13 protein-coding genes are annotated in these 14,113 nt (G+C 70.1%); 10 read left to right on the plus strand and 3 right to left on the minus strand.

Features of this window, described 5'->3' with window-relative positions; translation table 11 throughout:
- Window positions 1–6: 6 nt before the first annotated feature.
- Window positions 7–1,551, minus strand: coding sequence for a sugar ABC transporter ATP-binding protein (locus OG588_RS09690; RefSeq protein WP_405946918.1), 1,545 nt, complete (start codon window positions 1,549–1,551; stop codon window positions 7–9).
- Window positions 1,538–2,635, minus strand: a complete 1,098-nt coding sequence (locus OG588_RS09695) for a substrate-binding domain-containing protein (protein WP_405946919.1) — start codon at window positions 2,633–2,635, stop codon at window positions 1,538–1,540. Before OG588_RS09695 ends, OG588_RS09690 begins: the two co-directional genes overlap by 14 nt.
- Before the next feature lie 540 nt (window positions 2,636–3,175).
- On the opposite strand from OG588_RS09695, the gene OG588_RS09700 reads away from it, so the two are divergent.
- From OG588_RS09700 to mtnB, 3 genes are read left to right on the plus strand one after another with little or no spacing between them, the layout of a single operon-like run.
- Window positions 3,176–3,775, plus strand: a complete 600-nt coding sequence (locus OG588_RS09700) for a 1,2-dihydroxy-3-keto-5-methylthiopentene dioxygenase (protein ID WP_405946920.1) — start codon at window positions 3,176–3,178, stop codon at window positions 3,773–3,775.
- Window positions 3,772–4,497 carry an acireductone synthase gene (gene mtnC / locus OG588_RS09705; protein WP_405946921.1) on the plus strand — a complete coding sequence of 242 codons (726 nt, stop codon included), beginning with the start codon at window positions 3,772–3,774 and terminating at the stop codon, window positions 4,495–4,497. Before OG588_RS09700 ends, mtnC begins: the two co-directional genes overlap by 4 nt.
- A complete protein-coding gene (gene mtnB, locus OG588_RS09710) occupies window positions 4,494–5,114 on the plus strand; it encodes a methylthioribulose 1-phosphate dehydratase (protein WP_405946922.1) in 621 nt (206 codons plus the stop codon). The genes mtnC and mtnB overlap by 4 nt, the downstream gene beginning before the upstream one ends.
- Window positions 5,115–5,223: 109 nt before the next feature.
- Here the strand turns inward: mtnB and mtnA are convergent, their stop codons facing one another.
- Window positions 5,224–6,264 (minus strand): S-methyl-5-thioribose-1-phosphate isomerase, encoded by a 1,041-nt coding sequence (mtnA, locus tag OG588_RS09715; protein WP_405946923.1) that lies wholly within the window; start codon window positions 6,262–6,264, stop codon window positions 5,224–5,226.
- A 309-nt stretch (window positions 6,265–6,573) separates the two neighbouring features.
- Here mtnA and OG588_RS09720 point away from each other — a divergent pair, with 309 nt between their 5' ends.
- The 7 genes from OG588_RS09720 (at window position 6,574) to OG588_RS09750 (ending at window position 13,926) form a co-directional block, all read left to right on the plus strand.
- A complete protein-coding gene (locus OG588_RS09720) occupies window positions 6,574–7,626 on the plus strand; it encodes a BMP family ABC transporter substrate-binding protein (protein WP_405946924.1) in 1,053 nt (350 codons plus the stop codon).
- Window positions 7,607–9,130, plus strand: a complete 1,524-nt coding sequence (locus tag OG588_RS09725; RefSeq protein ID WP_405946925.1) for an ABC transporter ATP-binding protein — start codon at window positions 7,607–7,609, stop codon at window positions 9,128–9,130. Before OG588_RS09720 ends, OG588_RS09725 begins: the two co-directional genes overlap by 20 nt.
- 1 nt (window position 9,131) lies before the next feature.
- On the plus strand, window positions 9,132–10,241 hold the full coding sequence (locus OG588_RS09730; RefSeq protein ID WP_405946926.1) for an ABC transporter permease: 1,110 nt from the start codon (window positions 9,132–9,134) through the stop codon (window positions 10,239–10,241).
- Window positions 10,241–11,113, plus strand: coding sequence for an ABC transporter permease (locus tag OG588_RS09735; RefSeq protein ID WP_405946927.1), 873 nt, complete (start codon window positions 10,241–10,243; stop codon window positions 11,111–11,113). Before OG588_RS09730 ends, OG588_RS09735 begins: the two co-directional genes overlap by 1 nt.
- Window positions 11,110–11,868, plus strand: coding sequence for a nucleoside phosphorylase (locus tag OG588_RS09740; protein ID WP_405946928.1), 759 nt, complete (start codon window positions 11,110–11,112; stop codon window positions 11,866–11,868). The genes OG588_RS09735 and OG588_RS09740 overlap by 4 nt, the downstream gene beginning before the upstream one ends.
- Window positions 11,869–11,873: 5 nt before the next feature.
- Window positions 11,874–13,169 carry an amidohydrolase gene (locus tag OG588_RS09745; RefSeq protein WP_405953081.1) on the plus strand — a complete coding sequence of 432 codons (1,296 nt, stop codon included), beginning with the start codon at window positions 11,874–11,876 and terminating at the stop codon, window positions 13,167–13,169.
- Window positions 13,170–13,254: 85 nt separating this feature from the next.
- Entirely contained in the window at window positions 13,255–13,926 is a 672-nt protein-coding gene (locus OG588_RS09750) for a FadR/GntR family transcriptional regulator (RefSeq protein WP_365987663.1), read from the plus strand.
- Window positions 13,927–14,113: the final 187 nt, after the last annotated feature.

The raw sequence follows: 14,113 nt of genomic DNA on the forward strand, positions 1-14,113 counted from the left end.
CCGGCATCACACGGACGCCGAGATGGTCTGGATCACGCGGTCACGTTCCGCGTCCTCGCCGTACGCGTCGAGATGGACCTCGCCCGCCGCCAGTACGACGACCCGGTCGGCGATCTCCAGGACCTCGTCCACGTCGGCGGAGAGGACGAGTACGGCGGCACCCTCGGCGGCCAGCGCACGCGCCCGGCGGCCGATGTCCCGGCGCGCGCCGATGTCCACCCCTCGGAACGGCTCATCCAGGATGAGGACGCGGGGGGTCTCGGCGAGCCAGCGGCCGACGACGACCTTCTGCTGGTTGCCGCCGGAGAGTTCCTCCACCGTGCTGTGCTCGTCGCGGGCGACGACGCCGAGGGCGTCGATGGTCCCGCGGCCGAGGGCGTCCTCCTTCGCCGTGTTCACGAGTCCGGCCCGGGACAGGGACTTGAGGAACGGCAGCGAGATGTTCTGGGCCACCGACCAGCCGGGGACGAGCGCGTCGGCGTGCCGGTCCTCGGGGACGAGGTGGACGCCGGCGCGGATCGCGTCGGACGGGCGGCGGGGGGCGTAGGGCTTGCCGTCGAGTTCGACCTTGCCGGTGGGGAAGGGCTCGGCGCCGAAGAGGCCGCGGGCGAGTTCCGTCTTGCCGGCGCCCAACAGGCCTACGACACCGGTGACTTCACCGGCACGCAGGTCCAGGTCGAGGGGGGCGCGGCCCTCGAAGAGGTGGACGCCGTGCAGGCCTACGACGACGTCGCCGTGCTCGCCGCTGCGCTGCGGGCGGGCACTCGTCGCCTCGTGAGCCTGGGCGAGCATCGCGCGCAGGGCGCTGTCCCAGTCGAAGGGCTTGACCTGGTCGTCGGTGAGACCGCCGTCTCGCAGGACGACCAGGCGGTCGGCGAGGGCGTCGATCTCGCCGAGACGGTGGGAGACGTAGAGGACCGCGATGCCGTCGTCGCGCATCTTCTCGACGAGGGCGAAGAGCCGCTGCGCCTCGGTGGCGGAGAGCGCGGAGGTCGGTTCGTCGAGGATGAGCAGCCGGGGGCGGGTGGCGAGGGCGCGGGCCAGGATGAGCAGCTGGCGGTCGGAGATGCCGAGTTCGGTGACGTCCCGGCGCAACAGGGCGTCACTCCAGTCCAGTTCGAGACCGGCCTGGATCTCGCGGGCGCGGGCCAGCACGCGGCGGCCGTTCAGGAACGGGTTGCCGCGCTTCTGGGCCAGCTCCTCGAAGACCAGGTTCTCGGCGACCGTGAGGCCGGGCACGATGCCCTCGCCGATCCGCTGGTGGACCGTCTGGATGCCCAACTGCCGGGCGGCAAGCGGCGATTGGAGAGCTGCGAGCTCCCCTGCGACCCGCACCTCCCCGCCGTGGTCCGTGTGCACGCCCGACAGGATCTTGATCAGCGTGGACTTGCCCGCGCCGTTGGCGCCGAGCAGCGCGACCACGCTGCCCGGTGCGATGTCGAGCGAGACGGACTCCAGCACCGTCTTGCCGCCGAAGGCCATGCTGACGTCGCGGAGCGAGACCGCGACGTCGACGGCCGCCGCCTCAACCGCCTTGTCAGTGGGCGACATTGGGGATCCAGTCCGCGGTGCTCACCTTGGAGAGGTTCAGGGCGGGCAGGGCCGCGCGCAGCTGGTCCATGTTCTCGATCTTGTTCTCGCGCAGGAAGTCCTGGGTGATGGCGACGGCCGGGAAGTCGACGGTGGTCTTGTTCAACTGGCCCGCCAGCTCAAGGGCCGCCGTACGGACGACGGCCGCGCCGACCGCCGACGGGTCGGTGCCCGCTGTGGCGACCCAGGGGCTGCCGGCGGCGGTCATGTTCTGGATGTCGGCGTTGGAGACGTCCGCGCCGAAGACCTTCACCTTGCTCTGCAGCTTCTTGTTCTGCACGGCGAGGACGGTGCCCTTGGCCAGCTCATCGTAGGGGGCGAACACCCCGGCCACGTCGGAGTGTTGGGTCAGCGCGGCGGAAACCAGGGGAACGTTGTCGGTGGCCGTGGAGTCGGTGACCTTGCCGACCTTGAACTGCTGCTTCCAGCCGTTGGCGTCGACCGCGGTCTTCCAGACGGAGTTGCGCTTGTCGAGGGCCGCGTAGCCGGCCACGTTGACGTAGCCGACCTTGGCGTTCTTGCCGACCGTCTTGGCCATCACGTCGAGGACGGCCTTCGCCATGCTGGCGTCGTCCTGCTCGGTGCTGATCACGGACTTGTTGGTCTGGTCGACGTCGTAGACGACGACCTTGATGCCCTTCTTCACGGCCTGGTCGATCTCGGGCTGGATCGTCGAGGGGAAGCCGTGGTCGACGATGATCGCCTGCGCGCCGGAGTTGATCGCCGAGGACAGGTCGGTGGCCTGCTTGGCGTTGTCGGCCTGGGCGTCGTACACGGTCAGGTCGATGCCGAGCGCCTTGGCCTGCGCCTTCGCGCCGTTGCCCCACTGCTCGAAGTAGTCGCCGGCGCCGCTCTGCCGCACCAGCGCCACCTTGACCGTGCCCTTGCTGAAGGGGGCCGGCTTCTTGCCCGTGGCGGCCGAGGCCGAGGCGGCGGTGTCGGCGCTGCTCTTCGAGGCGTCCGTGGACTGCGAGCAGCCCGCCAGGAGGAGGGCGGAGACGGAGGCCAGCGAGAGCGCGGCGAGGGGGACGCGGGTACGGGACATGAGGGGCTCCTGGTGCAAGGTGGTGCAGAAGGGGTGAAGCACGGGCGTGCGTGACCCGGAGCGAGGGAAAGGAATCAGCCACCACGGCAGGGTGACGGGCCCACGGCACAAGGGCTCGCGGGGGCTCCGGATGTGGTCAGCGACAGCTGGCTGTGGTCGACCGGAGCAAGTCCACGTACAGCCGCCGCACGAGCAGCAGCGTCTTCATAAACAGATCATGAGAACGTTTTCGGCCATTGGTCAAAGGGATGGAAGCGGTTTCTCAAAGAGTGAGACAACGACTACGTCACACACGGTCCGTTCACCGACGGCGGTTACCATCACGGAACCGGCTCCCGACCCGGCACAGTGAGGCCCCGATGAAGACACCGCGCGCGACAACACCCCCCATGAGCTGCATGTGGTGCTGTCCCGACGCACGCTGTCCGGGCTGACCCGCTGTCCGCCGTCGTCACTCGCCGCCCCCGACTTCGCCTCCCCCACCCGTCCGGTGCTCGTCCCAGTATCCGGACATCCCTCCCACTTTTCGGAGTTGTTCCCATGACGCTGCTCACCACCTGGTCCGAGTCCGGCCCGGAGACCCTCGTGCGCCGCACCGCCGATCCCGTCGAGATCGCCGCCGCGCTCGCCCCGATCGGCGTGCGCTTCGAGCAGTGGCCGATCCGCGAGGACGTCCCGGCCGACGCCGACAGCGACACCGTCTTCGCCGCGTACGGCCCGGAGATCGACAAACTCAACGCCGAAGAGGGCTTCACCACCGTCGACGTGCTCGGCCTGCACCCCAGCGACGACCCGGAGTACCCGGCGAAGGCGGCGGGCGCCCGCGCGAAGTTCCTCCAGGAGCACACGCACGACGACGATGACGAGGTCCGCTTCTTCGTCTCCGGCTCGGGCATCTTCTATCTGCACGTCAACGGCGAAGTGAACGCCGTCTACTGCGAGAAGGGCGACCTGATCGGCGTCCCGCGCGGCACCACCCACTGGTTCGACATGGGCACCAAGCCCGCCTTCACGGCGATCCGCTTCTTCCACGAGGAGGACGGCTGGGTCGGCAACTTCACCGGCTCGACCATCGCCTCGCGCTTCCCCGACTACGACACGATCCACGCGGGCTTCCAGCAGGACAAGGCCGCCGCGTGACCTTGCAGTTCACCGTGGACGCCGTGGTGCTCGACATCGAGGGCACCACGAGCGCCACGGGTTTCGTCGTCGACGTCCTGTACCCGTACTCGCGCTCACGCTTCGCCGAGCTGCTCGCCGAGCGGAGCGACGATCCGGCGGTGGCACGGGCGATCGCGCAGGTAAGCGAGCTGACGGGCGACCCGGACGCCGACGCCGTACAGATCGAGAAAACCCTCAACACCTGGCTGGACGAGGACCGCAAGGCCACACCCCTCAAGACCCTCCAGGGCATCATCTGGTCCGAGGGCTTCGCCCGCGGCGACCTCGTCTCGCACTTCTACGACGACGTCGTACCGGCCCTGCGCGCCTGGCACACGGCGGGCCTGCGGCTGTACGTCTACTCGTCCGGCTCGGTGGCCGCGCAGCGCGCGTGGTTCACGTCGAGCCCGGAGGGCGACCTCCTGCCGCTGGTCTCCGGTCTCTACGACACGGAGAACGCCGGCCCCAAGCAGGAGCCGGAGTCGTACCGCCGTATCGCGGAGGCGACCGGCGTCGAGCCGTCCCGGTTGCTCTTCCTCTCCGACCGGCCGGGGGAGTTGGACGCGGCCGTCGCCGCGGGCTGGCACGCGGTCGGTGTACGGCGGCCCGGGGAACCGTATTTCGAGCAAGGCGTCGGCGACCACGCGCAGGCGGGGGCGTTCGACGAGATCGGCATCACCAGTTCAAGGAGCACCACGTGACCAGCGAGATCAGTGACCTCGACCTGAAGGAGGCGGGGGCTCAACTCGCCGCCGAATCCGCTCGGTTCGCCTCGTTCGGCTGGATGAGGGGGACCTCCGGGAACTTGTCTGTGGTGGTGGGCCGGGATCCGTTGCGGCTGGCTGTGACGGCCAGCGGGCATGACAAGGGTGAACTGACGGCCGCCGACGTGGTGTTGGTGGACGGGGACGGTGCGGCAGTCCGTGGAGGTAAGCCGTCTGCCGAAGCCGAACTGCACGCTCGTGTCGCCGCGTTGACCGGGGCCGGTGCGGTGGTCCACGTGCACACCGTGGCGTCCGTTGCGATGGGGCGGCGTGCGCCGGGCGGAATCGTCTTCAAGGACGTGGAGATGCTCAAGGGTGTGGGTCAGCCCGCGCACGATATCGAGGTGACGCTGCCCGTCATCGTCAACAGCCAGGATATGAAGGTGCTTGGGGATCGCCTGGAGGCGGCTCGGGAACCTCGGATGCCTGCGGTGGTTGTCGCCGGGCATGGGTTGTATGTGTGGGGGGCCGATGCGAGGCAGGCGCGGCATCACACTGAAGTGGTGGAGTGGTTGCTGGAGTTGGAGCTGAGCACTCCGCGGGAAGCGTCGTAGTTAGTCTGCGGGCCCGGTGGGGGCTGGGCGCGCCCCGCGGCGGAGCCGCAAATCGACACAGCCCCGCGCCCCCTAAAAGCAGGGGCGCGCCGGCACTTCAGACTCGCCGCTACTTCAGGTGGTCGGCCGGGAGTTCGCCTGCCGAGACCTCCAACACGCCACGCTCCGTGACCAGTCCGGTCACCAAGCGGCCCGGCGTGACGTCGAAGGCGGGGTTATGGCCCCGCGACTCCGCCGGAGCCGTACGCACTCCCGACCACTCCAACACCTCGGCCTCGCCCCGGAGTTCGATGTGGATGTCGTCGCCGGTCTCCGTGGAGAGATCGACGGTCGTCGTCGGGGCCGCCACCAGGAACGGGATGCCGGCGTCCGCGCAGGCCAGGGCGACGCCCACCGTGCCGACCTTGTTCGCCGTGTCGCCATTGGCCGCGATGCGGTCGGCGCCGACGATGGCCGCGTCGACCTCGCCGCGCAGGATGGTGCCGGCTGCGGCGCCGTCGGCCTGGACGTAGTGCGGGATGCCCTCCTGGACCAACTCCCAGGCGGTCAGGCGTGATCCCTGGAGCAGGGGGCGTGTCTCGTCGGCGTAGACGACCTCCACCAGGCCACGCGCGTGCAGTTCGCGGATGACGCCGAGTGCCGTGCCCCAGCCGGCCGTGGCCAGCGCGCCCGTGTTGCAGTGCGTCAGGAGCCTCAACGGCCGGTCCACGCCCGCCTGTTGGAGCCTTTCGAGCAGCCAGTCCGCGCCGAACGCGCCCATCGCGCGGTTGGCGGCGACGTCCTCGCGCTGGACTGCGGCGGCCTCTTCGAGGACCGCTTCGAGGCCCTCGTCGAAGCGGGTCATGACCCGGTCCACGCACACCATGAGGTTGACCGCGGTGGGGCGGGCCTCGCGGACGCGGGCGACGGCCGCTCGGGTCTCGGCCTCGGTCCAGCCCTTCCGCTCGCCCTCGATGAGCGCGATGGCGACGCCGTACGCGCCGGCCGCGCCGATCGCGGGTGCCCCGCGCACCACGAGGCGCTGGATCGCATCGACCAGGGTGTCCACATCGTGGACAGTCATCGTCTCGTTGCGGTGCGGGAGGAGGGTCTGGTCGATGAGTGCGAGACCGGTACCGGTCCAGTCGACCGCGCGCAGTTCCTGGGGCATAACGGGGCACTCCTGCTGTTCCGATGGTGTCGGACACCGTACATGACCTGGAAGAACCACAGTTCGAGACAGTCGAGCAGGTGTCTCAAAACGAATGTTAAAGTCCAGCTCCCGCAGCCCGAAGGCCGAGACGAAGGAGGACGTGTGCTGCTGACCATGCGCCGTTTCCTCGATCACGGCCGCTGCGCGAGCGACTGCTGTCGACGCTGACCTGTCCCTCTCGCGTCCACCCCTCGTCTCCTCCCGTCTCACCATCTGGTCGCACGCGCTCCCGCCGGAGCGCGCCTTGCCGTACCCCGGAAGGTCCCCATGCTCCGCAGATCACGTCGCACCCTGCAGCTCGTCGCCGCCACCACGCTCATGGTCACCGCCGCCACCGCCTGCAACGCCGCCGCGAAGACCGACGCCTCGGACAGCGCGAGCGGCGGGAGCGGCAAGGCGTTCACGCTGGTCACGCCGGACGCGGTCGGGCAGAACGAGTTCCTGAAGCTCGCCGTCACCGGGGTGAAGGCCGCGGCGAAGACGCACGACGGGACCGAGAAGGTCTACGAGTCGACCGACACCGCGTCCCAGCAGCAGAACGTGCAGGCCGCCGTCGACGCGAGCCCGAGCGTGATCGTGCTGGTCGGCTTCGAGTTCGCGGACCTCGTGGCGCAGCAGGCGAAGGCGCACCCGAAGCAGCAGTTCCTGATGATCGACGCGTGCACGACGAAGACGTATCAGAACGTCACCTGCGCGGTGTTCCGTGAGCACGAGGGTGTCTATCTCGCGGGCGCCGAGGCCGGGTTGCTCAGCAAGAGCGGCAAGGTCGGCGCGGTGGACGTGCTCGACACTCCCCAATTCCGGCGCTACAGCGACCCGTTCGCGGCCGGTGCCAAGAAGGTCGCCGCCAAGACGTCCGCGTCGACGCGCTTCGTCGGCGGCCAGTCCCCGTTCGACGACTCGGCGCGCGCCAAGGAGCAGGCCAACTCCCTGCTCTCCAAGGGCACCGACCAGATCATGGCGGCAGCGGCGGCCGGCAACTACGGCGTCTTCGAGGCCGCGAAGGCCAAGGGCGCGTTCGCGTACGGCGTCGACGTCAACCAGTGCGTCTCCTCTCCCGGCACGGTCGTCGACAACGTGATCAAGAAGACGGACGTCGCCGTGGAGAAGGGCGTCGAGCAGGTCCTCGCGGGCAAGAGCGGCACCTCGGTGTCGTACGGCCTGAAGGAGGGCGGCATCAGCCTCACCGGTCTTGAGGCGGGCGTCGACTCGTCGAAGTGCGTGATCGCCCAGCACAAGGACGTCCTCGCGAAGGTGAAGGCGCTGCGCGACCAGATCGTCTCCGGAAAGCTCAAGGTCGATGACCCGGCCGCCAGTTGACCCAGCCGTCGAGCTCCGGGGAATCACCAAACGCTTCCCCGGCACGCTCGCCAACGACGCCGTCGACCTGACCGTCCACCGCGGCGAGATCCACGCCCTCATGGGCGAGAACGGCGCCGGCAAGTCCACCCTCATGTCGATCCTCTACGGCATGGAGCGCGCCGACGCCGGGTCCATCCGGATCGACGGGCGCGAGGTGGCCTTCGGCGACCCGAGCGCCGCGATGGCCGCCGAGCTCGGCATGGTCCACCAGAGCTTCAAGCTGTTCGACTCGCTGAGCGTCGCCGAGAACGTCGTCTACGCCGCCGAGCCGCGCCGCTTCGGTCTGGTGGACCGGGCCGCGGCCCGCCGCCGGGTGCGTGAGCTGGCGGAGGAGCACGGGCTCGCCGTCGATCCGGACGCCCGGGTCGGCGAGCTGCCGGTCGGCCTGCGCCAGCGCGTGGAGATCCTGAAGCTGCTGCATCGCGGTGCCCGCACGCTGATCCTCGACGAGCCGACCGCCGTGCTCACGCCCGCCGAGGCGGACGCCCTGTTCGCGGTCCTCAAGTCGCTGGCCGCGCAGGGTCGTACGGTGATCCTTGTCACCCACAAGCTGCGCGAGGTCCTCGAAGGCAGCGACAACGTGACCGTGCTGCGGGACGGCCGGGTGGTCGCCCGCCTGGTCACCGCGGACACCTCCGCCGACGAGATCGCGGCCGCGATGACCGGCCGCGCGGTCGAGTTGAACCGCGTCCACGCGCCTGGGACACCGGGTGACGCGGTCTTGGAGGTGACCAGCCTCACCACGGATGCCGTCCACGATGTGGGACTCACCGTCCACGCCGGGGAGATCGTCGGCATCGCGGGCGTCGCGGGCAACGGCCAGAGCGAGCTGATCGAGGCCCTGGCCGGGCTACGGCAGGTCGTCTCCGGCCGGGTGACGCTGAAGGGCCGGAACATCACCCACGTCTCGGCCACCGAACGCCGTACGCAAGGCCTCGCCTACGTCCCGGAGGACCGGCACGCGGTCGGTACGGCACCGGCGGCGTCCGTCGCGGACAACCTCGCGATGGGTCACCACCGAACGTCCTTGTCCAGCAAGGGACTTCTGCCGCCCGCGGCCGTACGCGCCCACGCCGGGCGGCTGATCGAGCGCTTCGGTATCAAGGCAGCCACCCCCGAGGTACCGGCGTCCGCGCTGTCCGGCGGCAATCTGCAGAAGCTGCTGATCGGCCGCGAACTCGCCCACGAGGCACCGCTGTTGCTCGTCGAGCAGCCCACGCGCGGGGTCGACATCGGCGCCATCCAGAACATCCACGACCAGATCGTCGCCTACCGCGACGCCGGTCACGCCGTCCTCCTCGTCTCCGCCGAACTGAGCGAGATCCGAGGCCTCGCGGACCGGGTCCTGGTCATGTACGAGGGCCGGGTCACGGCAACGTACACGAAAGACGAGGCGGACGAACGGGCACTGGGACTCGCCATGGCGGGCGGGGCCGTAGCGCCGACGGAGGCCGTCGACTGACATGACGCACACTCACATACCGCGCATATCAGGGGTGTTGCGCTCCCCCATCACCTTCTCCGTACTCGCGGGCCTGGTCATCGGCGCCCTGTTCCTCGTCGGCACCGGCGCAGACCCGTTCACGGCGTACGGCGCCGTCCTCACCGGCTCGCTCGGCGCGGACGGCATCGGGTCCACGCTGAGCACCGGCACCAGCGTGCTCGGCATGGCGCTCGCGCTGGCGATCCCGTTGCGGGCCGGGCTGATCAACCTCGGCGGCGACGGACAGCTGGTCCTCGGCGGCATCACGGCGGCCGTGACCGGTCTGTACTCGCCGCTGCCCGCGCCCCTCACCGTCGTACTCGCGCTGCTCGCAGGCATGGGAGCAGGCGCCGCATACGCTGCCCTGGCCGCCCTGTGCGAGAACAGCCTCGGCGTTCCGCTCCTGGTCAGCAGCCTGTTGCTGAGCTACCCGGCGGTCTCCCTCGCCTCCTACCTCGCGCGCTACCCGCTCAAGGAGCCCGGCTCCAGCCTCCCGCAGACCCGGGCGATGCCGGACGGCGTGGCACTCCCCGCGTTCGGCGACTCGACGGTCACCATCGGGCTCCTCCTCGTCGTCCTCGCGGCAGCCGCGTACTGGTTCACCGACAAGCGCACGGCCTTCGGCTACGAGATCCGCATGACCGGCCTCAACTCCCGCTTCGCCGCCTACGCCGGTGTCGAACGCCGGGTCCTGACCCTCAAGTTGATGTCCGTCTCGGGCGCGCTGGCCGGACTCGTGGGCGCCATCGGGGTGTTGAGCTTCCCGTACCGCTTCGTGGACGGCTCGCTCACCGCACCCGGTTACACCTGGACGGGACTTACGGCGGCCCTGCTCGCCGCGGCGGCCCCGCTCGGCACGGTCGTCGCTTCCTTCTTCTTCGCCGTCCTCGCGGTCGGCGGGCTGGCGATGGAGCGGACGACCGAGGTGCCGCGCGAGCTGACACAGGTGCTCCAGGCCATCGTGATCGTGTTCCTGGCGGCCCGACTGCGCTACCCCAGTGGGTGGTTCAGGAGACGTGCTCAGGACGACCCGCGCGAAAGCTCTCAGGAAGCCTCTCCGGAAAAGTCTCAGGAAATCGGGGCCGTCTGATGTTCTTCGACTCCGATCTGCTGATGTCGGCGCTGCGCGCGCTGACCCCCATCCTGCTGGCCGCGCTCGGCGGCGCCCTGTGCGAACGTGCGGGCGTCTTCAACATCGGCCTCGAAGGCATGATGCTGATGGGCTGCTTCACGTCGGTGGCCACGAGTTGGTTCACGGGCAGCGCCTGGCTCGGTGTACTCGCGGCGGCGCTCGCCGCAGCCGCCTACTCGCTCATCCTGGCCGTCGGCGCGGTAACTCTGCGCGGGGACGCGGTGGTTCTCGGAATCGCCATGAATCTCCTGGCAGTTGGCCTGACCAGCTTCCTGCTGCGTACGGTCTTCGGTGTGCAGGGCACTTTCGACGATCCGTCACTCGCCGGGCTGCCGTTGATCGGTGGCTTCACCCCGCTCGCGTATCTGGCGTTCGCCGCGGTCGCGGTGGCCGCGCTGATGCTGTCCCGGCATGTGTGGGGGCTGCGGCTGCGCGGGGTCGGCGAGGCGCCGGACGCGGCGGCGACGCTCGGGGTGAGCCCGGCGAAGTACAAGTACGCGGCGGTGCTGATCTCCGGTGTCCTGTGCGGGCTCGCGGGGGCCCAACTCGCGCTCGGCAACGTCACGTTGTTCTCCGAGAACATGACGGCGGGCCGGGGCTGGATCGCCGTCGTCGCGGTGATGCTCGGCCGCGCGGCACCCGTCGGTGTGCTGCTCGCCGCGCTGCTCTTCGGTCTCGCCGAGGCCGCCGGCTTCCGCCTCCAGGGCGTCGGCCTGCCCCAACAGGCCACCGACGCCGCACCCTACGTCGTGACGCTCGTCGCCCTCTTCCTCTCGACGGCCCGTCGCCGTCGCCGTACCGCCAACTCCCCTTCCGGAGCCACCACATGACGCAGGACCTGCTGCCCATCTCCCGCATACCGCGCACCGGGCTTCCGGCCCACGCGGTCGTCGTCGGCGACCCGGCGCGCGCCGCCGCCGTCGCCGCGCTGCTGGACGGTGCCGAGGAGGTGTCGTACCACCGCGAATACCGTGTGTTCAGCGGGAGTTGGAAGGGCCTGCCGGTCACCGTCGCCTCGCACGGGGTGGGCGGACCGGGCGCGATCCTGCTGTTCCAGGAACTGGCGGACGCGGGGGTCCGCACCTTCCTGCGTTTCGGCACGGCGGGCGCGATGAAGCCCGGCATCGGCGACGGGGACCTCGTGATCGCGGAGGCGGCCGTACGCGACGACGGCGTCACACAGCAACTCCTCCCGCCGGAGTACCCGGCCGTCTCCTCCCCCGAGGCCGTCTTCGCCCTCCAGCGCGCGGCCCGCGAGGCCGACGCCCCGCACCACCGGGGCATCGTCTGGACCCGGGCGGCCTTCCAGCCCGGCCTTCTCCCCCTCTTCTCCTACGACGGCGCCGGGCTCGCGGCGATCGAGATGGAGCTGTCGGCGCTGCTGGTGACGGCCTCGCTGCGGGGTCTTGTCGCGGGCGGGGTACTGGTCATCGACGGCGCCAACGCCGATGAGCTCGTCGACGCGGACGCCACGGGCGGGTACGACCCGCATCGGGAGGTCGTCGCGGCCGGTGTCGAGCGCGGCGCGATCGTCTCGCTGGAGGCGCTCCGACTGCTCGCGGAGGCCGAGGAGTTGACGGCGTGAGCACCTTGAGCATCGACCTGTTGGTGCACGGTGGTGACGTCCTCACCGTGGACGAGGCCGGAACTGTCGTGCGGGACGGGGCAGTTGCCGTGCACGAGGGCGAGATCGTCGCCGTAGGACCGGCCGAGGAGCTGACAACTCGGTTCACAGCGGCGGAGTCCATTGACGCTGCAGGCTGTCTCGTCCTGCCGGGGCTGATCAACACGCACACCCATCTCGCGATGACGCTGCTGCGCGGTCGCGCCGACGACGTGACTCTCCAGGGCTTCCTGGAGCGGGTGTTGAAGTGGGAGGCCGAGCTGCTCACGCCGAAGAACGTGGCGGCGGCGGTGCGGCTCGCGGTGGCGGAGAGCGTGCGGGCCGGGGTGACCTCGGCGCTCGACATGTACTGGTTCCACGAAGCGGCCGAGCAGGCGGCCCGTGAGACGGGCTGGCGACTGCACACCGGGCCCACCTTCATGGACGTACCGGAGCCGCCGGACCGTATCGCCTACGAGGACCGACTGGACTGGGCGCGAAGGGACTTGGCGGCCCGGGGCCCGGCACGCCCCGGGCTGCGCCCGATCCTGTTCGCGCACTCGACCTACACCCTCGCCCCGGACCAGCTGGTCGAAATCGCCGCCCTGGCACGCGAGTTCGGCGCGCTGCTGCACATCCACGCGGCGGAGAACCCGACCGAGGTCGCGACCGTCGAGGTCAAGTACGGCAAGCGGCCGGTGGAGTTGCTCGACTCGCTGGGGCTGCTCGGTCCCGATCTGCTGCTCGCGCACGCCGTGGACCTGACCGGCCCGGAGATCGCGGCGCTGGCCCGCACCGGCACGTCGGTCGCCCACTGTCCGGTGTCCAACCTGAAGTTGGGCTGCGGAATCGCGCCGGTGCCACGGCTGTTGAGCGCGGGCGTCACCGTCGGCCTGGGCACGGACGGCGCCGTCAGCTCCAACACGCTGGACGTGCTGGGCGCCGTACGGCAGGCGGCTCTCGTCCACAAGGCGGGCGGCGATCCCACGGCGGTCGGTGCCGAACAGGCCGTACGGATGGCGACGATCGAGGGCGCGCGGGCGCTGGGCCTGGGTGATCACCTGGGGTCGCTGGAGGTCGGGAAGCGGGCCGATCTCGTCGTGCTCGACCTGAACGCGCCGCATCTGCGGCCGCTGCACGACCCGTGGTCGACGCTCGCGTACGCCGCGCACTCGGCGGACGTACGGGACACGGTGGTGGACGGCCGAGTGCTGATGCGGAACCGGACACTGGGCACGCTGGACGAGGAAGCCGTGCTCGCGGAGCTCGAAGCACTTGCCTGAGCTGTGGATATCGCTCCCGTTCAGCCTGCTGAACCCGCATAATGCACCTGATACATCGGACGTCTGAGCAACAGAGAGGCCGGCCATGGCAGTCACCGATGAGGCGATCGAGAAAATCAAGGGAATGATCGTCTCCGGCGCGCTGCGTCCCGGGGACCGGCTGCCCAAGGAGAGCGAACTCGCCGCCGAACTGGGCCTGTCGCGCAACTCCCTGCGGGAGGCGGTGCGCGCCCTCTCACTGATCCGCATCCTGGACGTACGGCAGGGCGACGGCACGTACGTCACCAGTCTCGATCCTCAACTCCTCCTGGAGGCCCTGAGCTTCGTTGTCGACTTCCACCGCGACGACACGGTCCTCGAATTCCTGGCCGTACGGCGGATTCTGGAGCCGGCAGCGACGGGGATGGCGGCGCTGCGGATCAGCGAGCAGCAAGTGGACGCGCTGAGCGCCCAGTTGGACGCGTTGGGCGGGGCTCCCTCGGTGGAGGAACTGGTCGCGTGCGACCTGGAGTTCCACCGGGGCATCGTGCAGAGTTCCGGCAACTCGGTGCTGTGCTCGCTGCTCGACGGTCTGTCCGGGCCGACCACGCGGGCCCGGATCTGGCGCGGGCTGACGCAGGAGGACGCGGTCAGCCGGACGCTGCACGAGCACCGGGCGATCCTGGGCGCGCTGCGGGACCGGGACGCGGAGGCGGCGCGGTCGTGGGCGACGGTGCACATCGCGAGCGTGGAGCAGTGGCTGCGTTCGACCTTGTGATCGAGTGGGTGGGCCCGCTGATCCATCGGAGGAGTGACCGGCCGGGACGGGTCCGCACCGGATGGCGATCTTGTGTGTTCGACCGTCCCGGACGGGGCAGGCATGGGGGCACTCCCCCGTGCAAGGGGGCTGCGGGCGCCCCCGTCGGACGCCGTAAGGTTGGGGCGTACGCGAGGGCAGATCGGAA

The sequence above is a fragment of the Streptomyces prunicolor genome (genome assembly GCF_045162825.1).
GTDB lineage: Bacteria > Actinomycetota > Actinomycetes > Streptomycetales > Streptomycetaceae > Streptomyces > Streptomyces prunicolor.

Coding starts and splice junctions, on each gene's coding strand:
- OG588_RS09690 (WP_405946918.1), bottom strand. CDS start 1,551: ATGTCGCCCACTGACAAGGCGGTTGAGGCGGCGGCCGTCGACGTCGCG.
- OG588_RS09695 (WP_405946919.1), bottom strand. CDS start 2,635: ATGTCCCGTACCCGCGTCCCCCTCGCCGCGCTCTCGCTGGCCTCCGTC.
- OG588_RS09700 (WP_405946920.1), top strand. CDS start 3,176: ATGACGCTGCTCACCACCTGGTCCGAGTCCGGCCCGGAGACCCTCGTG.
- mtnA (WP_405946923.1), bottom strand. CDS start 6,264: ATGCCCCAGGAACTGCGCGCGGTCGACTGGACCGGTACCGGTCTCGCA.
- OG588_RS09720 (WP_405946924.1), top strand. CDS start 6,574: ATGCTCCGCAGATCACGTCGCACCCTGCAGCTCGTCGCCGCCACCACG.
- OG588_RS09725 (WP_405946925.1), top strand. CDS start 7,607: ATGACCCGGCCGCCAGTTGACCCAGCCGTCGAGCTCCGGGGAATCACC.
- OG588_RS09730 (WP_405946926.1), top strand. CDS start 9,132: ATGACGCACACTCACATACCGCGCATATCAGGGGTGTTGCGCTCCCCC.
- OG588_RS09735 (WP_405946927.1), top strand. CDS start 10,241: ATGTTCTTCGACTCCGATCTGCTGATGTCGGCGCTGCGCGCGCTGACC.
- OG588_RS09740 (WP_405946928.1), top strand. CDS start 11,110: ATGACGCAGGACCTGCTGCCCATCTCCCGCATACCGCGCACCGGGCTT.
- OG588_RS09750 (WP_365987663.1), top strand. CDS start 13,255: ATGGCAGTCACCGATGAGGCGATCGAGAAAATCAAGGGAATGATCGTC.